Raw genomic sequence first — 22,256 nt, forward strand, 5'->3', positions numbered from 1 at the left:
TGTTACGGGTGGATGGCCATATTTTAATCGTGGATGATGATAAAGAAATCAGGCATCTGATTTCGGTCTATCTGGAAAATGAAGGGCTGGAGACAAGCCAGGCAGAGAACGCGCTGGACGCTTTAGGCAAGCTGGAAGAGCAGGCATTCGATTTGATCATCCTGGATATCATGATGCCGGAAATGGATGGCATAGAAGCATGCATGAAAATCAGGGAAGAACAGCATATGCCGATCATCATGCTCTCGGCGAAATCGGAGGATATGGACAAAATCCAAGGGTTGACCTCTGGGGCAGACGATTATATGTCAAAGCCGTTCAACCCTCTCGAGCTGATCGCAAGGGTCAAATCCCATTTGAGAAGATACAAGAAATACAATACAGAATCGGAAGCAGAAAAAAATGTGATTGTGATTGGCAGCCTGGAGATCAATACAGATACAAGGCTGGTGTATGCAGGCGGAAAAGAGATCAGGCTCACCCCGAAGGAATTTGACATTCTGGAGCTGCTGGCGAGGAATAAAGGCATCGTTATGAGTGTCAGCAAGATTTATGAATCTGTCTGGAAAGAAGACCTGCTGAAATCAGACAATACGGTCATGGTCCATATTACAAAAATCAGGGAGAAAATCGAGGAAGATTCCAAGCATCCGATCTATATCAAAACCATCTGGGGAGTGGGATACAAGATATGATGCTGAAAAACAGGCTGTTTTTTAAACTTCTGGGATCTATCGCCATCAGCTTTGCAGCATCTTTCCTGGTGATGGTTGTGCTTTCTCAAATGATTTTCAGGATGTATGATGTTAAGTTTCTGACTGAGCTGAGTGTGCCGATTTACAATGTCACCATGTTCCTGTTCTTTTCCATAATTATTTTAAGCTTCATTCTTGTTTTCCTTTTGCTGGTACGCAAGAAGATTTTCTATTTGAAAATGATCAGCGATCGTGTCCAGGAAATAGCTGGAGGACAGCTGGGCCTGACGATCAATATCAAAGGGAAGGATGAACTATCCCAGCTCGCCGGTAATATCAATTTTATGTCCAAGGAGCTTGAGAGCAGATTCGAGCATGAACGTAGCCTTGAGAACGCCAAGAATGAACTGATCACCAATGTTTCCCATGATTTAAGGACGCCGTTAACCTCGATTATCGGCTATCTTGATCTCTTGAGAAAAGGGCAATACCAGGACACCACAGAATTAAAGGAGTATCTGGAAACTACTTACTCGAAGTCGCAAAGGCTGAAAACATTGATGAATGAATTACTGGAATACACGCGGCTGGCCAGTCCTGATGTTCTCTTGAATATGGATAAGATTGACCTCTCGGCATTATTGAGGCAGATGGCCGGCGAGTATATGCCTATCATGGAACGGGAGCAGCTTACCGTTGATTCATCTATTGCAGAAGAGCCTGTCCAGATTTTGATGGACGTGGAAATGATGGTCCGAGTCTATGAAAATCTTTTCTCGAACAGTATAAAATACAGCACGAAGCCGTCTTCAATAGAAATCTTTCTGGATGCCGAGGGTTCCAGGGCCGTGCTGAAAATCTCCAATAGGACGGATAAGCCTCCTGTTGCCGACTTGAATCAATTATTCGACCGGTTTGTCACAGGAGAAAAAGCGAGAACAGAAAACCAGGGAACCGGCCTTGGGCTGGCCATATCGAAAAGGATCGTCGAGCTGCATGGCGGAAGGATTTATGCGGAATACGCAGAGGGCTGGATGACGGTTGTGGTGGAGCATCAGATATAGGAAAGCTTATGGGCTGTAAAGGCTCATAAGCTTTTTTATTGCCCTCTGACCCAAAAAAAAGAGAACCAGAGGGTTCCATTATAGAAACTGTCCCCATTATCCTGGCAAAAAAGATTGTGTTGACAAACTTGTATATATAAGTTAAATTCTAAGAGAGCTCAGCATTTGTATATACAAGTTAATGAAAGCGCTATTATATCTTTTATGTGCTGATTATAAAATATGGGGGAATACCTATGACAAAATATACAGGCCCTGCAAATGAGCTGCTGGAGCATATCGGCGGCCGGGAAAATATTGCAGCGGTGACACATTGTGTGACGCGCATGCGCTTTGTTCTGAATGATCCATCAAAGGCTGATATTGAAAAAATTGAAAGCATCAAGCTTGTAAAAGGCACTTTCACGCAGGCAGGCCAATTCCAGGTTGTAATCGGCAATGAAGTTTCAAGCTTTTATAATGAATTCACAAAGATTGCCGGTGTAGAAGGCACTTCAAAAGAGGAAGCCAAAACAGCGGCCAAGCAGAACCAGAATTTGCTTCAGCGGATGATGGGGCATATGGCGGAAATTTTTACACCATTAATTCCCGCCCTTGTAGTCGGCGGTTTGATTCTCGGCTTCAGAAATGTAATCGGTGACATTAAGCTCATGGAAGATGGCACCAAGACCATTGTTGAGATGTCCCAATTCTGGGCTGGCGTCCACGCCTTCCTGTGGCTGATAGGCGAAGCGATATTCCACTTCCTTCCTGTCGGGATCACCTGGTCTGTTGCCAAGAAGATGGGAGCGTCCCAGATCCTTGGAATCGTCCTTGGTATTACATTAGTATCACCGCAGCTGCTGAATGCCTATGGAGTTGCCGGAGCAGGGGCAGGAGATATCCCGCAATGGGACTTCGGGTTCGCCCAAATTGATATGATCGGCTATCAGGCACAGGTCATTCCTGCCATCCTGGCTGGTCTGACATTAGGCTTCCTTGAAACAAGACTGCGTAAAGTGGTTCCAAATTCTATTTCAATGATTGTCGTTCCTTTCCTTGCACTAGTTCCGACTGTTTTGATAGCGCATACAGTGCTGGGCCCTATCGGCTGGCAGATCGGTTCCGTAATTTCGGATGTTGTTTACTCCAGCCTGACTTCTTCATTCGGCTGGCTGTTTGCAGCAGTGTTTGGCTTCGTGTACGCACCACTGGTTATTACCGGCTTGCACCATATGACAAATGCCATTGACCTTCAGCTGATGAGTGAGCTCGGCGGAACGAATCTGTGGCCAATGATCGCCATTTCAAACATTGCCCAAGGATCAGCCGTATTGGCCATGATCTTCATCAACCGCAAAAATGAAGAAGAAAAGCAGGTTTCCATCCCTGCGGCCATTTCCTGCTACCTTGGTGTAACCGAGCCTGCCATGTTCGGGATCAACCTGAAATACGGGTTCCCATTCCTGGCTGCCATGATCGGATCGATGATTGCAGGGGTTGTCTCTGTAGCGAGCGGCGTCATGGCCAACTCAATCGGTGTTGGCGGACTGCCTGGTATTCTTTCGATCCAGGCACAGTATATCGGAACATTTGCCATCTGCATGATCATTGCGATTGTCGTTCCATTCGTCCTGACTACCATCTTCGCTAAAACAGGAGTAAAGAACTTTACTTTCAAAAAGCAAAAGAAACAGAGTGCAGCTGTCTAACTGCATACAGGAAGGGGGACGGGTGATTCTCCCTTCCTTTTTCTTTGCCTTTGCCTGATATAAATAATGATTGGGGATTGTTATATGAGAAAGAAGTATCTAGATATCTGCCAAAGCCTCACAGAGCAAATCAGGAGCGGAAGCATTAAACCAGAAACCTTTCTGCCGTCTGAGAATGAAATGGTAAAAGAATATCAGGCTTCAAGGGAAACCATCCGCAAAGCATTGAATCTCCTTGCCCAAAATGGCTATATCCAGAAAATAAGGGGAAAAGGCTCGATGGTCCTTAATACTTCCAAATTCGACTTCCCTGTGTCCGGTCTGGTCAGTTTCAAGGAGCTGGCAGGCAAGATGAGTGAAGCTCCACAGACGATTTTGAACAGCTTGAGCCTGGGGGAAGCCAGGGGCTTTATCAAAAAAGAGCTGCAGCTGGAGGAAGGCGATCTGGTATGGGACGTCCTGCGGACAAGAAAGATGGGAGGAGAAAGAATCATTCTCGACCGCGACTTTCTGGCTGAGAAGCATGTTCCCCACCTGACTGGTGATATTTGCAGGGATTCCATCTATCAGTACCTTGAAAAAGAATTGAAGCTGAACATCAGCTTTGCCAAGAAGGAAATCATCGTGGAGGAACCCACCGATGAGGATCGCTCCCTTCTGGACCTTGATGGCTTCCAGAATGTAGTGGTCATCAGGAGCCATGTATACCTGAACGATGCCAGCCTATTCCAATTCACAGAATCCAGGCACCGTCCGGACAAATTCCGTTTCACCGACTTTGCCAGAAGAGCGCTCCATTGAATAAAATCTTGAAATGCCGGACCTTGCTCCGGCATTTTTTTATGCTCTTTATAAACCCCTCAGTTTTAATAGTCATATTTTAGGGAATAGCTTCAGGAAATCATACAACATTGCATACATAACCTGGAGGGGGATTTATGAAGAATTTTAAGGTGTTTGGCATTATCCTTCTGCTTTTGGCAGGAATCCTGGCCGGCTGTACAGCCCAGGCTGCCGGGGAGGAAGGGACAGTTACATTGAGGCTTGCCCATAATCAGGGTACGACGCATCCGATACATACTTCGCTGACGGAGTTTGCAAGATTGGTAGAGGAAAAGACAGATGGCAGTATGAAGGTCAAAATTTATCCGAGCGGACAGCTTGGCGGGGAGCGCGAGGCACTTGAGCTGACGCAGACCGGTGCGATTGACTTTGCCAAGGTGAGCGCCGGCTCGCTTGAGAATTTTTCAGAAGTCTATTCATTGTTCAGCCTTCCTTATTTATTCGACGATAAAGACCATTTCTATAAAGCGATGAACAGCAGCACCGCAAAAGAGATCTATAAGACTACAACTGATATAGGTCTGAGGGGACTGACGTTCTATGAATCAGGCACAAGGAATTTTTACACAAAGAACAAGCCGATTATGCACCCGGATGATCTGAAGGGGCTGAAAATACGCGTCCAGCCGAGCCCGACGAACCTGAAGATGCTTGAGCTGATGGGCGGATCGCCGACGCCGATGTCCTTCGGTGAAGTCTATACGGCTATGCAGCAGGGGGTCATCGACGGCTCGGAAAATAATGAAACAGCCCTGACGGATAATAATCACGGAGAGGTGGCAAAGCAGTACAGCTACAGCGAGCATGCCATCATCCCGGATATCCTGATTATCAATGAAAGCAAATGGAAGCAATTTACTGCTGAACAGAAGAAAGCTATAACAGAAGCGGCAGAAGAGTCTTCTGTTTACCATAAAGAGGTTTGGCGGAAAGCGACAGAGAAGGCGATAAAAGACGCCAAAGATATGAATGTCACATTCAGCAGGCCGGATAAAGAGCCTTTCATGGAAGCAGTCCAGCCGCTGCATAAGGAGTTTGCAGAAAAGAAGTCGACCGGAAAATACTATAAAGAAATCCGGGAAATGGCTGAAGGCAGCTAAAAGGGGGAGCGATCATGCAGACCATGAAAAAATGGATCGATCTGAGCATTGCCTTTGTGACCTGCACCCTCCTGGGTGTAATGGTCCTGATGGCAATCTGGCAAGTGTTCACAAGATATGCACTGGATTCGCCAAGTACGATTTCGGAGGAGTTTCTCCGGTATTCGCTGATATGGGTTTCCATGCTGGGCGGAGCCTATGCTTTTGGGAAGAAGAAGCATATCGCAATCGAGTTCATCGTAGAAAAGCTGGAAAACAGGAAGAGGCTTGCCGCAGCTGTCCTGATTGAGCTGATTGTCCTGGCATTTGCTGTTTTTGTCATGATTGTCGGCGGGTCTAAAACAGTTGGGATTTCCATGGAGCAGTATTCTGCCGCACTCGGCCTCCCGATGGCCTATATTTATCTGTCATTGCCGGTGAGCGGCGTCCTGATTGCTGCTTATTCTATGATTTCGATCAGGGAAATCTCGGCAAACAGAAAAGCGGACTTATATTCAGAAGAAGTAGAGACTCCAGAGCCAATACATATTGATAAGGATAGAAAGGAGGGGCTGGGATGACAATCACAGCAGGACTCCTATTGCTTTTTGTATTCTTTCTTCTCTTATTTTTGGGCGTGCCTATTGCCATCAGCATCGCCGGTGCCTCTCTTGTCACCATGCTGGTTCTGTTTCCTTTTGATATCGCCGTATTCACAGCGGCGCAGAAGATGGTGGCGGGTCTCGACAGCTTTTCCCTGCTCGCCATCCCGTTCTTCATCCTGTCAGGGGTTATCATGAATAATGGCGGAATTGCGATTCGCCTGATCAATTTTGCGAAGGTCCTTTCCGGGAGGATGCCCGGATCGCTCGCCCATACGAATGTAGTCGGGAATATGCTGTTCGGTTCGATTTCCGGCTCCTCTGTTGCTGCAGCAGCAGCGATCGGCGGCGTCATGTCGCCCCTTCAGAAGAAGGAAGGCTATAACCCGGCGTATTCTGCGGCCGTCAATATCGCATCGGCACCGACAGGGCTTCTGATCCCGCCGAGCGGCCTGCTGATCGTCTATTCCCTTGTCAGCGGCGGGACGTCGATAGCCGCGCTCTTCATCGCCGGCTATATTCCCGGTATCCTATGGGGCCTTGCAACCATGGCTGTAGCATATGTGATTGCTAACAAAAAGAATTATCCGATTGCGCCAAAGATTACGTTCAGCCAGGTGATGAAAGTATTCCTTGATGCGATTCCGAGCCTGCTGCTCGTGGTCATTGTCATCGGGGGAATCATTGCCGGGGTATTCACTGCAACAGAGGGCGCTGCCATTGCAGTTGCCTATTCTCTCATCCTATCGATGTTCTACCGGACTTTTAAAGTTAAAGATATACCGAAAATGCTGATGGAAACGGTTGAGATGACGGCCATCATCATGCTTCTGATCGCCGCATCGACCATCCTTTCCCTTGTCATGGCGTTTACGGGCATTCCTGAAGCCATCAGCAGCGGAATCCTTAGCCTCACCGACAACCCGATCCTGATCCTGCTGCTGATGAACGTCATCCTGCTTGTTATCGGAACTTTCATGGATATCACGCCTGCAGTCCTGATATTCACGCCGATCTTCCTGCCGATTGCGACGAGCATCGGGATGGACCCGGTGCACTTTGGCATCATGATGTGCCTCAATCTTTGCATCGGAAGCATTACCCCGCCTGTCGGAAGCGCCCTGTTCGTCGGATCCAGCGTCGGCAAGGTGAAGATCGAGCATCTTGTGAAGCCGTTGCTTCCATTCTACGCTGCCATCATCGTTGTGCTGCTGCTTGTCACATATATCCCGCAGGTCAGCATGGTGCTGCCGGGGCTGTTTGGACTATAGACTGAAAAAGGGCTGTCTCTGGTTATAAGCAGTTCAGATAATGTCAGGAAAGCCTAAAGTCACAGCCCGAATAGCCTGCGTTTTCGTAACGTATAAGGAAATTAACTATACAACTAACTAACCGAAAAGCTTGGGATATCCCGGGCTTTTTACTTTAGAATGATCTTCGCTGAATAGTTGAACAGACGATTTCCCATTAACTTTAACATTCTTAAACAATGAAATTAGATTCCCTGCTAATGGAGATTGATAGAGGGAGAAATTACCCTTATTTTGAAAATAGTACTCAAAACAGCTTGAATAGAGGGAGAAATTACCCTTATTTGACTCGAAAACATGAAAAAAGATAGTTTTTCTTTGCATAGAAGGAAAAACTCCCCTTATTTTTACAAAAATTACTTCTAATTTGCATTTAAGAGTAAAAACTCCCCTTATTTTTCTACCACTGGCAACCCACTCTTCAGCTGCTTGGGGCAAATTACATTCACAAACATCAACACCCTAAATTGCACGATGACATTATTTATTGTTAAGGTGTTATCTCGGGTGTGGATAGCTATGCCATTTACAGTGTTCCTCCAGGAAAACTGAACTACACACTCTGGGCAAGGGGCCCTTTTAGTTTTCCGTATAGTTCCAGCTCTCCTCCGGATAAACTAAGTGCATCATCTGCCAGGAGGAAAGACTATGGAAGATCTGCTGCATAACTGCCTTCTCATTGCCGGAAGAATCATAACCATTCTGCCGCTGCTGCTCTTTATCACTCTCTTTATGGGGAGACGTTCGATTGGCGAACTTCCTGTGTTTGATTATCTTGTCATCATAACGCTAGGCGCAGTTGCCGGGGCAGACATAGCTGATCCCTCGATCCGGCATCTGGAAACAGGCTTTGCCATCATAGCCATCGGCCTGCTCCAGCGCCTGATTGGCAAACTGAAAATTTCAAAGCGGAAATTTGGGAAACTGATCACCTTTGAACCGGTCATTGTCATACATAAAGGAAAATTTCTTAGCGCCAACCTGAAAAAATACCACTACAGCATTGATAACATTCTCCAGATGCTCAGGGATAAGCAGGTCTTTGATGTTGAGTATGTGGAGCTGGGTGTTCTTGAAGGGAACGGGATGCTGAGTGTGCAATTGAAGCCTGCACAGATGCCTGCCACAAAGGGTGATTTGAATATATCCGGAAGCTCCTCCCAAATTGCCTTTCCCGTCATCGTTGAAGGAACGGTATACCGGGAGGTCCTGGAAAGGTTTGATGCGGATCTGGCCTGGCTTGATTCAGAGCTTTCCCGGCTGGGAATCTTCCGGCTGCAGGAAATATTCTTTGCTTCTATCACCCCTGAGAAAAAATTGCATATCTCGCTGAAAAATGAACAGGTGCATTCTATACCGTCTTTATATCATTAGTGGATTATCATACTGACTGTCTGAAAACGGCAATGTTTGGGGTGTAAAAATAGATAAACAAAATTGCCATGTCTGTTTGCTTGCCCAAAAACTTTGAAAACATGCTGATTGGAGTGCAAGGCACGCAGACTCCTCATAAAATGCATGCGCATTTTCTTCGTGCGATGCAAATTCGTGGATGAGGATTCAACGTCCTGCGGGATTGCAGCGGAAATGTTGAGACCCCGCAGCGCGCAGCGCGAGGAGGTTCAACTTCGCGCCGCGGAAAGCGAATTGCCTGGAACGGAAATTAGCAGCCCCATCCATAATCCATACTTATACAGCAGGGTAAAATAGTTCTATATGCCATCAGACGTCCTTAAAACAAGGGCACCAGCTCCTACTTGTTATCAGGAACTGGTGTATTGTCTGCTTTGCGTATAAACGCTATAAAGGTCCTGGAGAGCAAAAAGATCAAGGTCATGGAATAAAAGCTGGTTAAGGAATTCCAGCCTTTTTTAAATTTGATCAGCTTTGTCCTCTTTTCAAGAAAGTGTTCGGCTACAGCCATTGGGAGACTAAAGTAAAGTACTTTAATAAGAATCCCGAATAAGCTCGATGATTTTGTTGCCTGGTTAAAATACACACAGGCGATCGGGTAGAGCAGGTAATCAAATATGAAGCTGACGTCAAAAGATTTCAGCAGCTTAACAGGGTAGGTGATATAGCCTTTCCTGACAAGAAGCTTATCAATAATCGAGGATATAAACCCTTTAAATAAGAAAATCAGCATCCAGTCTTTCACCGGCGGCTTCCTCATTAACTTGACAAGAGAAATCAGTCCAAAGATGAGCAAAAATCTCAATGTGTTTTTTTCAAACTTATTCATAGGACTTCCCTTCCCGCAGCAGGATTTCTTCTATGGTTACTATCCCATGGATGGCTGGGATGTATTCATATTCAGGGCATTTATCCTTCAAGGAAGGAATAGCTCCCTTTGCGGCACGGATATCGGGGCTGCAGTTATATGAAGGAGGCCTTGAAGGCTGCAATCAATAACGGGTTTAGCCACATGGAGCTTAATCGGATCCATGCCTATGTGGCGCTGAAGAATACAGCTTCAGGAAAACTGCTCGAAAGCCTTGGATTTTTGAAACGGGGCATTTACCGGACAACCATCTGTTCATGGAACAGTATTATGATCAATATACTTACTCCCTGCTGAAAATAGATTGGGAGCAGGAATGAATTGCCTTTTAATCAATATTCGGTATTGACAAACTATTCCCGGAAATATAATATAAGAAGTCCTGCCAACTAAAAATTGGCGAAAGGGGACTGTGAAAGGTTCATTCTTATGTGAGGGGATGGATTGTGATGGATAAAGAAAAATTAATGGAAAGTGCACGCGCTGTAAAACAGGCTGCGTATGCACCGTACTCCAATTTTCCAGTGGGAGCAGCTTTGCTGCTGAAAGATGGAACCGTTATCAACGGAGTGAATGTAGAGAATGTTTCCCTTGGAGCAACCAATTGCGCTGAGAGGACGGCTATCTTTACTGCCGTTGCAAATGGCTATAAAAAAGGGGATTTCCAGGCAATCGCGGTTTCCGGGAATACGGCTGATTTCCTTCCGCCTTGCAGCATCTGCAGGCAGGTGCTGGCAGAATTCTGCTCACCGGACATGCCGGTTTACTTAACGAACGAGAAAAAAGATATATTGGAACTGCCTTTGAAGGAGCTATTGCCATACGCCTTCACTGATTTAGAAATGTAAAGCCGACAATTACTAGAGCCTGCTTTGAAATTATTTCGAAGCAGGCTTTTTCTGTGCATATATACAAAGAATACGTTTCCGGCGTGAGGAGGATACTAACACAATAAAGTGGATGAAGGAGATTGATCATGAATACGATCAAGCCGATTAAAGCTGGAACGAATAAGACTAATCCCAAAGAGCCATTAACATCAGCAGAGATGGGAAAGCTCTGGGCTACCTATATGGGAAACAGTATGTCGAAGTGCATCCTGGCTTACTATCTTAAACATGTAGATGATCTTGATATCAAAGCTTTATTGGAAAATGCTTCAAAACTATGCGGAGAAATCATGAAAAGGACAGAGCGGCTGTTAAAAGAAGAAAACTTCCCAATTCCAGATGGCTTTAATGAAAATGATGTCAATCTTGGTGCCCCCCGATTGTATCATGATGACTATTATGTCCATTATTTAAAATATGCGGCAAAAGCAGGTATGAGCATCTATAACGTAGGATATCCCCTAGTCTTCAGAAAGGATATTGTAGAATTTTTTCAATATTGTCTGCAAGAATCGATGCTACTGATGGATCAGATCAAAGACATTCTTATGAACAAAGGATTGATTATGAAACCGCCTTTCATTCCTATTCCCGACAAGGTAGATTATGCCCAAAAAGATTTTTTAAATGGTTTCCTGGGACGTGTCAGGCCGCTGCACGCGCTGGAGATCACACATCTTTATGACAACATTGAAAATAATGTAACCAGCAAGGCCTTAATTATGTCATTTGCCCAAACGGCTAAAAGTGAAAAGGTCCGGCAGCTGTTCCAAAAAGGGACAAGCATGACACATACCAACCTGGAGAGGTATATGCAAAAGCTGCATGATGAAAACCTGCCGTCACCGATGTTTCTGGACGACCTGGTAACAGACTCCACCTTTGCGCCTTTCTCGGATAAGCTCATGCTGTTTCATAAGATGGATATGTTCTCCATGAAAATCAGGGCATTTGGGAATTCACTGGCAGTGAATGGCAGGCATGATATCGGACTCTTATATTCAAGGTCGCTTATGAGTATTGCCCGATTTGTCACAGACGCATCGGATATTATGATGGAGAACGGATGGATGGAAAAGCCGCCTGAAGCCGCGGAAAGGCAGAACCTGGCTTCCAAGTAACATTCTAAGGGGGTGGATCTGAGGCGCAGTGGGACTCTTCAGATGCACCCCTCTTCTTAAAGGGCAATGCCTCCTTCATTTTTTTGAAGTGAAGGCGGTTTTTGCTGTTTGCGCAAGCCAAATGCAATTCTCAATATATTAAATCTCCGAATGATTACATGATATAAAGCCATGATCACTGCAAAGGAAACGGCTGCCAGGAAAATAAACTTATAAGGCACCATCCAATTTACTTGGACAATCATAAAGCCTAAAACAATAATGAATGGCTGATGCAGGATATAAAAGGGCATGGATGCCTCATTGGCATAATTAAGTGTACGATTGGTGAAATTTAAATACTTATCGCCCAGGAAAAAGACGAACAGCAGGGTATTCCACACCAAGAGAACACGAAGGATCGTAAAGATATAAAAGGCAGTCCCATGCATGGGAAAACCTATCAGGAACGCCCACATGACATAGGCAGCTATACTGACTATGCTTATTGTACCTGTTAGCCTGCCATTGTTTCTTACAAAAATTCTGAATGACTCCCTCGCAAAAAAATAGTACCCATAGATGTAGATCAGCAAGTAAAATATAATTCCCCAGCTAGCCAGATTCAAAAATCCGTTCGTCCATAAAGCTGCACCTGCTAAAGGCAGAGGCAAAAGCAAATAGTGATTAAACGAAAATGAGTTATCCTTTATCCTCTGTCTCTCGTTTAAAAAAAATGGCAATGTTAAGGCAGAAAAGATAAGAAGCATTAACAGATACCATAAATGATGACCAAAGAATGCGAAATTCCCCGTCCCGCCTATCTCTAAATACAATCCGTCAAAATAATGGGGGAAGAATTCAAAGAAAGATCCTTCAAATTGTTTATTGGTCAGCCTCTCTATATACACCTGGGGAGGGGAAAGGAAAAAGACCCCCAAAAGCAATGGAATGCCAAGCCGGACAGTCCGTTCTTTCAAAAATGCTCCTGAATTGCGTTTTTCTAAAGCAAAATAGGTACTGATTCCTGAGATGGCAAAAAACACTGGCATGATCCAATTGCCGACAGATAAGGAAAACAGCTCTATGTACGTTTTGTTAATCACATTATTTTTTACATGCCAGTCAAATGAATTAAAGAACATTGAACAGTGGTATAAAAAAACAATAAGCATTCCCAACACCTTAATCCAGTCTAAATCATAATGCCTTGTCTGCTTTCCCAATGACCCCATATAATTCCTCCCCAGTTAAGTTCAAAGCAGCTATGTATCCCACAGCCTCATATATAATATTTAATAGATTACCTGCCTTTATCAGTGTATATTAATACTTACAAATATAGTATATTTTTACCAAAAATAATGGGGGTGTGCAGATGATCTATGACCATATCAATAACACCATACTCACAGACCGGCTGCTGCTTAGATTGTTTCAGGTATCCGACGCAGAAACAGTGGCAAAGCTCTGTGACAATTATAATCTCTATAAAAGCACCCTTTACCTGCCTTATCCGTACTCACTAAACGATGCCCTATCCTGGATGGAGCATCACCGTGAAAACTTCAACGAAGATAAATCATATGAACTGGCGGTGACCGGCAAGGAAACAGGTGAATTGTTCGGCGCGATTGCTTTATCCAATAATCAACGGTTCCGCCATGGCGAGCTGGCGTACTGGATTGGGGAGGAGTATTGGGGTAAAGGCTATGCTACCGAGGCGGCACAGGCAATGGTGAGGTTTGCTTTTGAGGAAAAGAATTACCACAGAGTGTTTGCCCGCTACTTCGAGTCAAACCCGGCTTCAGGGCGGGTCATGGAGAAGCTCGGCATGAAGGAGGAAGGGGTCCTCGCTGACCATGTGCGGAAGGAAGGCCGGTATGAGAGCCTGGTGTGCTATGGACTTATAAACCCAGTAGAAAAATAGGAACCTTTATAAGAGCTGCCCGTCAAGTGAAGAGAGCAGTCCAGAAGCCATTGCGGCTTTGACCTTCATCCCTGCTTTTTTAAAAACACATAAATCCATAATGGAGTTGATAGCTTCGTTATTAGTCAGTTCGTGCCTGGCGGGGCTGGAAGTAAGATACAACGGCACTCATTGCTGCATGAGAAGATCCATCAATTGATTGATCAAAAGAAAGCTGTGTCCATCTGCCCCGAACTGCTTGGGGAATTCCCGGTACCGCGGGAGCCTGAAGAAATTACAGGCGGCGATGGGGGCAATGTCCCGGACGGCAGGGCTAGGGTCATAGAGAAATCAGGCAGAGATGTAACAGAGTTATACATAAACGGCGCTATTGCAGCTTTGAAAAAAAAGCGGAAGAGCTGCTTGAAGCCTTTAGGCTATAAATGGTATAAACGTAATTTCAGGAAAATACCTGTTATTGTAAAGGGTAACAAATAGTGTTAATCTTGAACAGACATAGTGTCCTTCCTATGTAAAAGGAGCGTTTACACTATGCTTAGTAAGGCGGAACACTTACTAATCAGCAGAGAACTTGGACGTTTAAGAGATGAACTTATGCTATGCAGCGATGACCAAGTAAGGAAAAGCATTCACCAGTATATTCTTTTACTCCGCAGGGCGTTAACAATTACTGCTAGAAAATAGCAGTTTTTTTTCTGCGGTTTTTGCATTAGTGAAACTTACTTTGTTATTGGCTGCTTCTGATATCTGAGAGGAAAAGTAAAGAGGGCCCAGCACTGAGCCCTCCATTTAGATGCGCATTAAGCGGGAAACGAGAAAAAACCTATTCGATCGTGTGTTTCATGGCCTGATACATCTTTGCTGTATGTGCATCGAGTTCATCCCTGGACATGCGAAGGCGCTCAACAGAAGAGCCATAGCCAATCTCTTCTTTGCCTTCTGCCAATCCTTTAAAGATTCCATCTGCAAATTCATTCAAAGGTTCGCCCTGGGTATGAAGCCCGGCTCCGCCCAGATCGGTGTTCACTGCAGGAGGGGCAACTTCAATCACTTCGACTGATGTCCCGGAAAGCTGGTGGCGCAGGCTCACCGTAAAGGAGTGGAACGCTGCTTTCGTAGCGGAATAGATTGGAGCAATAACGAGCGGTGTGAACGCCAGCCCGGAAGTCACATTGATGATGGCCGCTTCTTTTTTCTTTGCCAGAAATGGAGCGAACAGCATGGAAAGGTGGAAGGGTGCTTCAATATTTGTAATGATTTCTTTGTTAAAATAGCCCCAGTCCTTCTTTGCATCCGCTGTCAGCACATTAAAACGCTGCTGAATCCCGGCATTATTCACCAGTACATTCACGTCAGGATGATTTTCCTCCACCCAATCAAACAAGGCCGACCGCTCTGATTCCACAGCAAGATCACAAACTCTTGTAATCAATCCGGGTAATTTCTCCTTGGCTTCCTGCAGGACACTTTCCCGCCGGCCGCAGACAATGACAGTATTGCCGGCCTTCATAAAGCGCTCTGTAAAAGCCAATCCGATTCCTGCGCCGCCGCCTGTGATAAGTATTGTGTTTCCTGAAAGTTTCATTCTGGCACCTCTTCTCTTTCAATTGTTGATTTCCCTATCCACATAAAATTGGCGATATCCCCACTATGATTGTTGATAATTAAGATATCCACAGCAAGATTTTTGGGATTTGCCTGTAAAAGAGCGATATCCACAACAAGATGGTTGAAATCCTTCGATGAATAAGGATATATCCACAATTACTGTATACCCCCAATTGAAGAATGTTCATCCGGTCGTCTGCAAGACCACCATAAGGATCTGGAAGCAGTATGAGCCAGCAAACTGTTCCCGGAAATACAGGAACCTGGATGTAAAGATCCAGGAATTGAACTGGAAAACAGAATTGATGGAACGCTGATTTTTGCTATGGAAGTTGGTAGCGTACGGGAAGGCGAATGCCAAACCCTGCAGCAGGGTCAAGCTGCACTTAATGGTCGGGGTTCGGGGTGGCCCTGAGGTTCAACTCCTCATTCACAGCTCATACCCAGTATTGTAACCACAGAACCATTTACAGATAACATCTAACAACCGGGCATTGATTCTCGTTTCGTGAGGGCGGATAGGGGAAAATTGAAATATCTGAGAGGGCGCTGATCTGAAAGGATCGGCGCCTTTTTTACATTGCCATTTCGAATAAATGAAGGAATGAGAGGAAGGATAATACAATAGAAACTGCTAAGGTGGAAGGCTATGAATAACTATACCAATGACAATACAGCCCGAAGGTACAGAGCGCATGTGAGCATTTTGGGAACCACACAGATCCATCTGAGGGACCCTTATATCATTGCATGGTGGAGCGCCGCCTTTCCAGGTTTTGGCCATCTTCTTTTATCAAAATATCTGCGCGGGTTTGTGCTATTTATCTGGGAAGTGGTCGTTAATATTAAATCGAAACTCAATCTGGCTATGATTTATTCTTTTCAAGGAGATATAGATAAGGCTAAAGATGTTTTGGATACGAGGTGGCTGCTGATATATATTCCAGTCTACATCTTTGCCATTTGGGACAGCTACCGGACAACTGTGGATCTTAATAAGATTCATTTCCTTGCTGAAAGAGAGGAGCATGTGTTCAACACCTTCAGTATGGGGGCCCTTGAAATCAATTATTTGGATAAGCGAAATCCTGTAATGGCCGTAGTATGGTCTCTATTTGTACCAGGATTGGGGCAGCTGTACATCCACCGGATTGTCTCTGCCTTTTTAGGCATTATCTGGACGGTGATCTTTTTTTATTACTCTCATGGACTCGAGGCCCTGTCCTATTTGCTCATGGGAGATATAAAGAAGTCTACTTCTGTCATCAGTCCGGAGTGGCTGCTATTTTTCCCCTCCTTATACGGATTCTCTTTGTACGATTCTTATATAAACACGGTAGAAAACAACAAATTATTTGAAAAAGAACAGCGGGCTTATTTCAGGAAGAATTACCAGTCTTCTTCTTTTCAGATTTTAAAAGGACAGAAGGTGAAATAACGGTGCAGCTGTTTTCCACATTTGAGCATAGCGCTTCTATAGAAATGGCCGTTTCTACTCTGGAGAAGAAGGGAATTAAGCGCGAAAAGATCTTCATCGTCCCATTGGATAACAGGCAAGAGGCACATCAGCTGTTCGATGGCCTGAACCGTTCAGACAGCACCTCCCTCATTGATATTGGAGCAGCCCTTGCGACTGCTTTCTCGGTTGTCGGAGCGAGCATCGGGTTTAAATTGGCATGGGGGCCCATTTACTGGGGACTGATTACAGCAGCTGCCGGGTTTTTGATCGGTCTTTCCATCCGCCTTTTTACAGAAACAGTTGTCAAAAAAAAGAAAAGGCAGCTTAAAGGAGTACATTCCGAAGTCATTCTCATCGTGGAATGCGAGGACTCCGAGGGTGAACTGGTCGAAAATATATTGTTTGGCCATTATGCACTGGGAGTGGCAAAGGTGAAGTGAATAGGGGGAGGGAAAATTCAGGCTGCTTTGCAGGCGGCTTATTCTTTTAGTCCGGCTGATTAAGATTAAAGCCCTCTTCCTAAGGATTGAAAGAGGGCGCTGATCAGACTTAATGTTTAAAGCATCCTGGCTTCCTATCAGGCATTGCGTCCAAAGATTACATAATCAGTTGAGATAGGAATAATATCGATAATGCTATTAGTGTTCAATAGATTATCGAGCTGGCTTCCTCTTCTTGTGACAATCTGTGTTTTACTATAGATATCCCCATTGAAGTTTGTGCTCAGCACAATGCCATTGAGGAATACATTTTGCGCATTTCCATACATGATTGTCCTAGTTTGTCCTGGAGCCAGCGTAAAAGTAACTTCTCCATCAAAGTTGGCCGGGTTATCGCCTTGACGGACAAGCAGAGTGACCTGTAAAGCAGCTGCGCTGCGGTTATTAAATATTTTTTGTGCCATTTTTACACCCCCTTTCTTCTATATACTATGAATGCTGATTATTATGGAGAGGGCTTGTATAGTAGGGGAGATTGATCAATTTTTAATAGGCAGGAAACAGAAAGAGGGAACCTCTGATTTGAGGTTCCCTCTTTCTGTTATTTCTGGCTCATTTTTCGTTTAGCCCGAAGTCTGATCAGCTGGAAGCGGATAAAGCAGCCGATGCAGAAGCCAAGGATGGCAACGAATGCAGCGAGTGCAACCATAACCGTAAAGATATGCCCAAGGATTGTGAAGCCTAATGCGTAGGACAGCAATCCCCCGGCAAGACACACAACTGCAATGACCTGGTTGAACTGCTGCTGGTCCCATTCCTCTGGAATATAGGCGGAAGGTGCTTTCTTCAGGAATGTTCTGGCTGCCCGCATGATGGGGTTGAATCCGAACAGGAGGCCCATCAGACCGGCAATAAGCGGGATGGCCAGAATCCACTCCTGCCCGGTCAGCCAGCTCGCTGCTACACTGATGACAATGAACCATTGATTGGTCCTGACGAGGGGACGGGGAATCGAACGTACTGTTTCTGCCATATATAAATACGACCTTTCGTATATGAATTTAAGGTTTTATACTATCATACTCAATTTACAGCATTTTTGAAAGAGGAAAGTCTTTCTCAATTTATAATTATTTTTTTTTAATAGACAGTTTAAAAGGGTAGCCGGGCGGGTAAAAAATTGGTTGTAATAGCTGGTTTTTCCTTAGAGTTCCCCGGTCAATGTCATCTTTAGACCTACATAGCAAGAAGATCAATTTACAAAATCATCCTTTATCTCTGTATAAAATTTCCTTAACTTGAAAAGATAAAGGTGATTAATTTGAGGAGGTTATGCAGTTTGGATCAGAACAAAGACAAGAATATGCAAAACGGCGATGATGTGAAGCGCGAGAAGCTGACGACCCGCCAAGGCCATCCTGTAAGAGATAACCAGAATATACGGACAATCGGCAACCGCGGTCCCGCTACCCTTGAGAATTACCACTTCATTGAGAAAATTTCCCACTTCGACCGTGAGGAAGTCCCTGAGCGCGTCGTCCATGCTCGCGGCTCTGGAGCATTCGGCTATTTTGAGACGTACGGAAAAGTAGGCGATGAGCCAGTCGAAAAATATACCCGCGCGAAAGTATTTTCCGGTGCAGGGAAAAAGACTCCGCTGATGGTCCGATTCTCCACAGTGGCAGGAGCAAAGGATTCTCCTGAAACAGCCCGCGATCCGCGCGGATTTGCGGTTAAAATGTACACTGAGGATGGAAACTGGGATCTGGTTGGGAACAACCTTAAGATTTTCTTTATCCGTGACGCGATGAAATTCCCTGACATGATCCATGCCTTTAAAGCAGATCCTGCTTCCAACGTGCCTAACCCTGAGCGGATGTTTGACTTTGTTTCCCGCACACCTGAAGCGACCCACATGATCACATTCCTGTTCTCTCCATGGGGCATCCCTGCGACTTACCGCCATATGCAGGGCTCTGGCGTCAACACGTACAAATGGGTCAATGACAAAGGTGAAGCGGTGCTTGTTAAGTACCATTGGGAGCCGAAGCAGGGCATCCGAAACCTGACACAGGAAGAAGCGAACATGATCCAGGCGAAGAATGTAGGGCATGCTACACAGGATTTGTATGAGGCGATTGAACGCGGCGACTATCCGGAATGGGAGCTGTATGTACAGATCATGGAGGATGACTATCACCCTGAGCTGGACTTCGATCCCCTTGATGATACGAAGCTTTGGCCGGAAGACCAATTCCCATGGCTGCCGGTTGGCCGCATGGTCCTTGACCGCAATCCTGTTGACTTCCATGCAGAGATTGAACAGGCTGCCTTCGGAACAGGGGTACTGGTCGATGGAATGGACTTCTCTGATGACAAAATGCTTCAGGGACGCACTTTCTCATACTCAGACACACAGCGTTACCGCGTCGGCGCCAACTACCTGAAGGTGCCGGTAAATGCACCGAAAGCGCCTGTCCGCACAAATCAGCAGCGCGGCCAGATGGATATCCGCGATCCGAAAGAATCCGGGGACAATCCGCACATCAATTATGAGCCATCCATGCTCGGCGGCTTTGAGGAAGTGGGAGAAGCAAGCCCGGCACCGCACCAGCCGACATATAATGCAGCTGCCATGAGCGCGCCGATCGACCGCCCGAATAACTATGGCCAGGCAGGTCACACCTACCGCAGCCTGGAGGATTGGGAGCGAGATGAATTGATCAAGAACCTGTCCGATGCGCTTGCTGCCTGCAATAAGCGCATCCAGGATGCCATGGTCGAGCACTTTACACAGGCCGATGAAGATTACGGCCGCCGCGTGAAGGAAGGCATCGAAAAGAGGACAAAAGAGCTGAAAGAAATGTCAGCAGAAGACAATGTCCCTGGCCGTGAAGCAGGGCAATCCAAATACGGTCAAGGCTCATTATCTGCCAATGAGGCAACAAGGGAAGCAGTGGACAAAGGACACGAAGCGGATCCATATTAATACTCGATAAGCCGGAGGGCTGCCCGGAACATCAGGATGACTGATGGGCCGGGCGGCTTTTTTTATTGTTTAGGAAATTATAAATTGTATGCCTTGTGGATTAAAATCAATTCTTGATCCACGTCCAACCCCCTCGAGGTCACAAGCCAAACCTCCCAAAAAGGCAAAGAACGCCTTTCCGGAAGGTTCGACTTGAGGTCCCCAGGATGGGGGGCATGCAGACGCTGCCACAGGACGTGGCGTTCTTAGTCTGCGTTCCTTAAGGGTGATCAAGGCGCTTGCGCTTCTGTTCTTGAATGAAATTTCAGCTGACAAATAGGTTGTGAAAAATGGAGAGCAATCTGCTGCTGACCCTTTAATTTCTCTTTTTGTCCATCTCCTAAAACTCCTCACTATATAAAGGACTAACTGCAGGTTTTGTCGAATTGGTTCCAATTAGGAGAACTAGCCTTAAAAAGTTCACTTTAATTTATTCCTCAAACATAAGGACTGATAATCTTGCTTTTCAAAAATAGAAATTTCCTTGTTTTATGGATTGGGCAGCTGGCTACGATTTTTGGCAATCGGCTCAGTGAGATTGCCGTTCCTCTGGTTGTACTGCAGCTGACAGGCTCGCCCTGGAAGGCGGCATTGATTGCTGTCTGCTCCAGGGTGGTGCCGCTGGCATTATCCCTGCAGGCGGGCTATTGGGTTGACCGCCATTCAAAGAAAAAAATTGCCATGGGGGCAGATGCCCTCAGTTTCATGACGATGTCTGCACTGGTCCTTTGCTTTTATTTTAATATGCTGAACATCTGGATTTTAGCGATCTGCCTGCTCGTATTGGGAGCGGCAGGGCTCTTTTACAGGATATCGCTGGGAGCGATGCTGCCGTCGATTGTGGGGAGGGATCAGCTTGTCAGGGCCCATAATTATATTGAAGGGGCTGATGCCGTCAGTACACTGGCAGGACCAGTGATGGCAGGTGCTGCTCTTTCCGCTCTTGGTGCTGCCGCCGTGCTCGGCATTGATGCTGTGACCTACTTGATTTCATTAGCAGGGCTGGCTGTATTGACCTATAAAGAAACGCCTGCTGCTGCAAAAGAGGGGGAGGGCTTCAAAAATGTTCTGGCTTTTAAAGAAATAAAATACCTGTTCATCAATTCCTTTCAGCGTTTCATTTCTTTTCATCAGGCTGTTTTAAATTTTACTTCCTCCTGTGTGGTTCTTGCTGTCATTTTTTATACAAGCCAAACGCTCGGCTTTAGCGAATGGCAGACGGGTGCAGTATTATCAGCGGCAGGGGCAGGAAATCTCCTCGGTGTCTTCCTGATGAACAAATCGGTTCACTTCTCGTGGAAAAATTTATATGGAGTGCTGATGGCTGTTTCAGGGCTGGGCCTTCTGCTGATTATGCTGTCTGGCCAGTTCGCTGCCATCGCCTGTGGCATGTTTTTATTTGATGGAGCTTTGTCGATGGCCTTCGTAGTGAATGGTGCTGCCCGGCAGGCGATCACCCCTGATGGGTTTATGGCCCGTGTAGCAGGAGGGGGAATTCTCTTGTCCGGTCTGGCGGCTGTCAGCGGCACACTTTTTGCTGGGGGAATAGCTGAATCCTTACATCCGCGGATCGTTATTGCAGGCTGCTCGTTCCTGCTTTTCATGGCTGCCGCCGTTTCACTGTCGTTCAAGCAGGGTAAAAGCCGGCTGGATAAGCTGGAGCCGATAAGTTTTCAAAAAAAGATGGACCGCATATAAGCAGTCCATCTTTTTCACAGAGTAGGCAATTTCAAAGCAGTCTCCATATTCTGCAGGTTCAGCTTCGTTTGCTCTTCTGTATTCCAGGCATGATACCAGCCTTTTTTCATTATATAAGTGGAGATTTCCTCATGCAGATCCAATGTTGCCTCCAAATGGCGGGTCAGCATTTCCTTGATTTCCGGTGTTCCTGCATCTGTTACAGCCATGGCCAGGTTTCTTGCGCCGCTTTTTGCTGAATTCAGCAGGTCCATGGCGACCATCTGGTCTGTCAGTGCGTCCATGCCGGTCAGTCTTTCTATAAATTGAATCATATAGCGTCAACTCCTCATTGCTGTACTTTTGATAAAACAGAACTGAATTCCTGCAGCTGGATGGTAGAGGCATCCACGTCTCTCTGCATGATTTGTTTCAGCTGCGGATCAGTGACAAGTGCTTTCATCGTTTTCGACTTTGTCAGGCAAAGTGTTTTAAATGCTGCGATTTCCTGGACTTCCAGGATTTCATGTAAAAGATAATCCATTCTGCCAGCTCCTTA

The 22,256-nt window shown here is 45.7% G+C and carries 25 protein-coding genes and 1 pseudogene; 18 read left to right on the forward strand and 8 right to left on the reverse strand.

Going from position 1 to position 22,256, the window contains the following annotated elements; all coding sequences use genetic code 11:
- The first annotated feature begins 8 nt into the window (after positions 1–8).
- From LCM00_RS11235 to LCM00_RS11265, 7 genes are all read left to right on the forward strand, one after another.
- The gene (locus tag LCM00_RS11235; protein ID WP_224901647.1) at positions 9–695 is read left to right on the forward strand and encodes a response regulator transcription factor; all 687 of its coding nucleotides are present in this window, start codon (positions 9–11) and stop codon (positions 693–695) included.
- Positions 683–1,759, forward strand: coding sequence for a sensor histidine kinase (locus LCM00_RS11240; protein ID WP_224902250.1), 1,077 nt, complete (start codon positions 683–685; stop codon positions 1,757–1,759). Before LCM00_RS11235 ends, LCM00_RS11240 begins: the two co-directional genes overlap by 13 nt.
- Before the next feature lie 236 nt (positions 1,760–1,995).
- Complete coding sequence (treP, locus tag LCM00_RS11245) at positions 1,996–3,450, forward strand: PTS system trehalose-specific EIIBC component (protein WP_224901650.1); 1,455 nt, start codon at positions 1,996–1,998, stop codon at positions 3,448–3,450.
- Positions 3,451–3,534: 84 nt separating this feature from the next.
- The gene (gene treR / locus LCM00_RS11250) at positions 3,535–4,251 is read left to right on the forward strand and encodes a trehalose operon repressor (protein ID WP_224901655.1); all 717 of its coding nucleotides are present in this window, start codon (positions 3,535–3,537) and stop codon (positions 4,249–4,251) included.
- Between the two features lie 137 nt (positions 4,252–4,388).
- Positions 4,389–5,393: a TRAP transporter substrate-binding protein gene (locus tag LCM00_RS11255; protein ID WP_224901657.1), complete on the forward strand. Its 1,005-nt coding sequence runs from the start codon at positions 4,389–4,391 to the stop codon at positions 5,391–5,393.
- Positions 5,394–5,407: 14 nt separating this feature from the next.
- Positions 5,408–5,953: a TRAP transporter small permease gene (locus LCM00_RS11260; RefSeq protein ID WP_224901660.1), complete on the forward strand. Its 546-nt coding sequence runs from the start codon at positions 5,408–5,410 to the stop codon at positions 5,951–5,953.
- Complete coding sequence (locus LCM00_RS11265) at positions 5,950–7,245, forward strand: TRAP transporter large permease (protein ID WP_224901663.1); 1,296 nt, start codon at positions 5,950–5,952, stop codon at positions 7,243–7,245. The genes LCM00_RS11260 and LCM00_RS11265 overlap by 4 nt, the downstream gene beginning before the upstream one ends.
- 117 nt (positions 7,246–7,362) lie before the next feature.
- Here LCM00_RS11265 and LCM00_RS11270 read toward each other — a convergent pair whose 3' ends face one another.
- Positions 7,363–7,722, reverse strand: coding sequence for a hypothetical protein (locus LCM00_RS11270; protein ID WP_224901666.1), 360 nt, complete (start codon positions 7,720–7,722; stop codon positions 7,363–7,365).
- Between the two features lie 210 nt (positions 7,723–7,932).
- Here LCM00_RS11270 and LCM00_RS11275 point away from each other — a divergent pair, with 210 nt between their 5' ends.
- Positions 7,933–8,658 carry a DUF421 domain-containing protein gene (locus tag LCM00_RS11275; protein ID WP_224901669.1) on the forward strand — a complete coding sequence of 242 codons (726 nt, stop codon included), beginning with the start codon at positions 7,933–7,935 and terminating at the stop codon, positions 8,656–8,658.
- 379 nt (positions 8,659–9,037) lie between these two features.
- Here the strand turns inward: LCM00_RS11275 and LCM00_RS11280 are convergent, their stop codons facing one another.
- Positions 9,038–9,526, reverse strand: coding sequence for a CBO0543 family protein (locus LCM00_RS11280; protein ID WP_224901672.1), 489 nt, complete (start codon positions 9,524–9,526; stop codon positions 9,038–9,040).
- A gap of 138 nt (positions 9,527–9,664) precedes the next feature.
- Here LCM00_RS11280 and LCM00_RS11285 point away from each other — a divergent pair, with 138 nt between their 5' ends.
- From LCM00_RS11285 to LCM00_RS11295, 3 genes are all read left to right on the forward strand, one after another.
- Positions 9,665–9,862: a GNAT family N-acetyltransferase gene (locus LCM00_RS11285; RefSeq protein ID WP_263623333.1), complete on the forward strand. Its 198-nt coding sequence runs from the start codon at positions 9,665–9,667 to the stop codon at positions 9,860–9,862.
- A gap of 152 nt (positions 9,863–10,014) precedes the next feature.
- Positions 10,015–10,413: a cytidine deaminase gene (locus LCM00_RS11290; protein ID WP_224901679.1), complete on the forward strand. Its 399-nt coding sequence runs from the start codon at positions 10,015–10,017 to the stop codon at positions 10,411–10,413.
- Positions 10,414–10,541: 128 nt separating this feature from the next.
- A complete protein-coding gene (locus tag LCM00_RS11295) occupies positions 10,542–11,576 on the forward strand; it encodes a DUF3231 family protein (protein ID WP_224901682.1) in 1,035 nt (344 codons plus the stop codon).
- A 56-nt stretch (positions 11,577–11,632) separates the two neighbouring features.
- Here the strand turns inward: LCM00_RS11295 and LCM00_RS11300 are convergent, their stop codons facing one another.
- On the reverse strand, positions 11,633–12,790 hold the full coding sequence (locus LCM00_RS11300) for an acyltransferase family protein (protein WP_224901683.1): 1,158 nt from the start codon (positions 12,788–12,790) through the stop codon (positions 11,633–11,635).
- A gap of 143 nt (positions 12,791–12,933) precedes the next feature.
- Between LCM00_RS11300 and LCM00_RS11305 the strand changes: the two genes are divergently transcribed.
- Complete coding sequence (locus LCM00_RS11305; protein ID WP_224901686.1) at positions 12,934–13,485, forward strand: GNAT family N-acetyltransferase; 552 nt, start codon at positions 12,934–12,936, stop codon at positions 13,483–13,485.
- Between the two features lie 100 nt (positions 13,486–13,585).
- Positions 13,586–13,872 (forward strand): annotated as a pseudogene (locus LCM00_RS11310) (DUF523 domain-containing protein); the annotation flags it as partial.
- 436 nt (positions 13,873–14,308) lie between these two features.
- On the opposite strand, the gene LCM00_RS11315 reads toward LCM00_RS11310, so the two are convergent.
- A complete protein-coding gene (locus tag LCM00_RS11315) occupies positions 14,309–15,070 on the reverse strand; it encodes an SDR family oxidoreductase (RefSeq protein ID WP_224901688.1) in 762 nt (253 codons plus the stop codon).
- A 157-nt stretch (positions 15,071–15,227) separates the two neighbouring features.
- Between LCM00_RS11315 and LCM00_RS11320 the strand changes: the two genes are divergently transcribed.
- The 3 genes from LCM00_RS11320 (at position 15,228) to LCM00_RS11330 (ending at position 16,992) form a co-directional block, all read left to right on the forward strand.
- The gene (locus LCM00_RS11320) at positions 15,228–15,410 is read left to right on the forward strand and encodes a DIP1984 family protein (protein WP_224901690.1); all 183 of its coding nucleotides are present in this window, start codon (positions 15,228–15,230) and stop codon (positions 15,408–15,410) included.
- A 332-nt stretch (positions 15,411–15,742) separates the two neighbouring features.
- Positions 15,743–16,531, forward strand: coding sequence for a hypothetical protein (locus LCM00_RS11325; protein ID WP_224901692.1), 789 nt, complete (start codon positions 15,743–15,745; stop codon positions 16,529–16,531).
- Positions 16,532–16,533: 2 nt separating this feature from the next.
- Complete coding sequence (locus LCM00_RS11330) at positions 16,534–16,992, forward strand: hypothetical protein (protein WP_224901694.1); 459 nt, start codon at positions 16,534–16,536, stop codon at positions 16,990–16,992.
- Positions 16,993–17,129: 137 nt separating this feature from the next.
- On the opposite strand, the gene LCM00_RS11335 is transcribed toward LCM00_RS11330, so the two are convergent.
- Entirely contained in the window at positions 17,130–17,456 is a 327-nt protein-coding gene (locus LCM00_RS11335; protein ID WP_224901697.1) for a hypothetical protein, read from the reverse strand.
- Between the two features lie 137 nt (positions 17,457–17,593).
- Positions 17,594–18,025 (reverse strand): DUF4395 domain-containing protein, encoded by a 432-nt coding sequence (locus LCM00_RS11340; RefSeq protein WP_224901700.1) that lies wholly within the window; start codon positions 18,023–18,025, stop codon positions 17,594–17,596.
- Between the two features lie 330 nt (positions 18,026–18,355).
- On the opposite strand from LCM00_RS11340, the gene LCM00_RS11345 reads away from it, so the two are divergent.
- Both LCM00_RS11345 and LCM00_RS11350 read left to right on the forward strand, forming a co-directional pair.
- Positions 18,356–19,981, forward strand: coding sequence for a catalase (locus LCM00_RS11345; RefSeq protein WP_224902253.1), 1,626 nt, complete (start codon positions 18,356–18,358; stop codon positions 19,979–19,981).
- A gap of 498 nt (positions 19,982–20,479) precedes the next feature.
- A complete protein-coding gene (locus tag LCM00_RS11350) occupies positions 20,480–21,718 on the forward strand; it encodes an MFS transporter (RefSeq protein ID WP_224901703.1) in 1,239 nt (412 codons plus the stop codon).
- Between the two features lie 14 nt (positions 21,719–21,732).
- Here the strand turns inward: LCM00_RS11350 and LCM00_RS11355 are convergent, their stop codons facing one another.
- Together LCM00_RS11355 and LCM00_RS11360 are read right to left on the reverse strand one after the other, a co-directional pair.
- Positions 21,733–22,032, reverse strand: coding sequence for a spore coat protein (locus LCM00_RS11355; RefSeq protein ID WP_224901705.1), 300 nt, complete (start codon positions 22,030–22,032; stop codon positions 21,733–21,735).
- Between the two features lie 14 nt (positions 22,033–22,046).
- A complete protein-coding gene (locus LCM00_RS11360; RefSeq protein ID WP_224901708.1) occupies positions 22,047–22,241 on the reverse strand; it encodes a hypothetical protein in 195 nt (64 codons plus the stop codon).
- Positions 22,242–22,256 lie beyond the last annotated feature (15 nt).

Origin of the sequence: Bacillus infantis (assembly GCF_020171945.1) — a bacterium.
GTDB classification, from domain to species: Bacteria; Bacillota; Bacilli; order Bacillales; family Cytobacillaceae; genus Bacillus_AB; species Bacillus_AB infantis_A.

Coding starts and splice junctions, on each gene's coding strand:
- LCM00_RS11275 (WP_224901669.1), top strand. CDS start 7,933: ATGGAAGATCTGCTGCATAACTGCCTTCTCATTGCCGGAAGAATCATA.
- treP (WP_224901650.1), top strand. CDS start 1,996: ATGACAAAATATACAGGCCCTGCAAATGAGCTGCTGGAGCATATCGGC.
- LCM00_RS11285 (WP_263623333.1), top strand. CDS start 9,665: ATGAAGGAGGCCTTGAAGGCTGCAATCAATAACGGGTTTAGCCACATG.
- LCM00_RS11305 (WP_224901686.1), top strand. CDS start 12,934: ATGATCTATGACCATATCAATAACACCATACTCACAGACCGGCTGCTG.
- LCM00_RS11295 (WP_224901682.1), top strand. CDS start 10,542: ATGAATACGATCAAGCCGATTAAAGCTGGAACGAATAAGACTAATCCC.
- LCM00_RS11325 (WP_224901692.1), top strand. CDS start 15,743: ATGAATAACTATACCAATGACAATACAGCCCGAAGGTACAGAGCGCAT.
- LCM00_RS11315 (WP_224901688.1), bottom strand. CDS start 15,070: ATGAAACTTTCAGGAAACACAATACTTATCACAGGCGGCGGCGCAGGA.
- LCM00_RS11355 (WP_224901705.1), bottom strand. CDS start 22,032: ATGATTCAATTTATAGAAAGACTGACCGGCATGGACGCACTGACAGAC.
- LCM00_RS11290 (WP_224901679.1), top strand. CDS start 10,015: ATGGATAAAGAAAAATTAATGGAAAGTGCACGCGCTGTAAAACAGGCT.
- LCM00_RS11340 (WP_224901700.1), bottom strand. CDS start 18,025: ATGGCAGAAACAGTACGTTCGATTCCCCGTCCCCTCGTCAGGACCAAT.
- LCM00_RS11260 (WP_224901660.1), top strand. CDS start 5,408: ATGCAGACCATGAAAAAATGGATCGATCTGAGCATTGCCTTTGTGACC.
- LCM00_RS11320 (WP_224901690.1), top strand. CDS start 15,228: ATGAATAAGGATATATCCACAATTACTGTATACCCCCAATTGAAGAAT.
- LCM00_RS11255 (WP_224901657.1), top strand. CDS start 4,389: ATGAAGAATTTTAAGGTGTTTGGCATTATCCTTCTGCTTTTGGCAGGA.
- treR (WP_224901655.1), top strand. CDS start 3,535: ATGAGAAAGAAGTATCTAGATATCTGCCAAAGCCTCACAGAGCAAATC.
- LCM00_RS11360 (WP_224901708.1), bottom strand. CDS start 22,241: ATGGATTATCTTTTACATGAAATCCTGGAAGTCCAGGAAATCGCAGCA.
- LCM00_RS11345 (WP_224902253.1), top strand. CDS start 18,356: ATGCAAAACGGCGATGATGTGAAGCGCGAGAAGCTGACGACCCGCCAA.
- LCM00_RS11280 (WP_224901672.1), bottom strand. CDS start 9,526: ATGAATAAGTTTGAAAAAAACACATTGAGATTTTTGCTCATCTTTGGA.
- LCM00_RS11335 (WP_224901697.1), bottom strand. CDS start 17,456: ATGGCACAAAAAATATTTAATAACCGCAGCGCAGCTGCTTTACAGGTC.
- LCM00_RS11300 (WP_224901683.1), bottom strand. CDS start 12,790: ATGGGGTCATTGGGAAAGCAGACAAGGCATTATGATTTAGACTGGATT.
- LCM00_RS11265 (WP_224901663.1), top strand. CDS start 5,950: ATGACAATCACAGCAGGACTCCTATTGCTTTTTGTATTCTTTCTTCTC.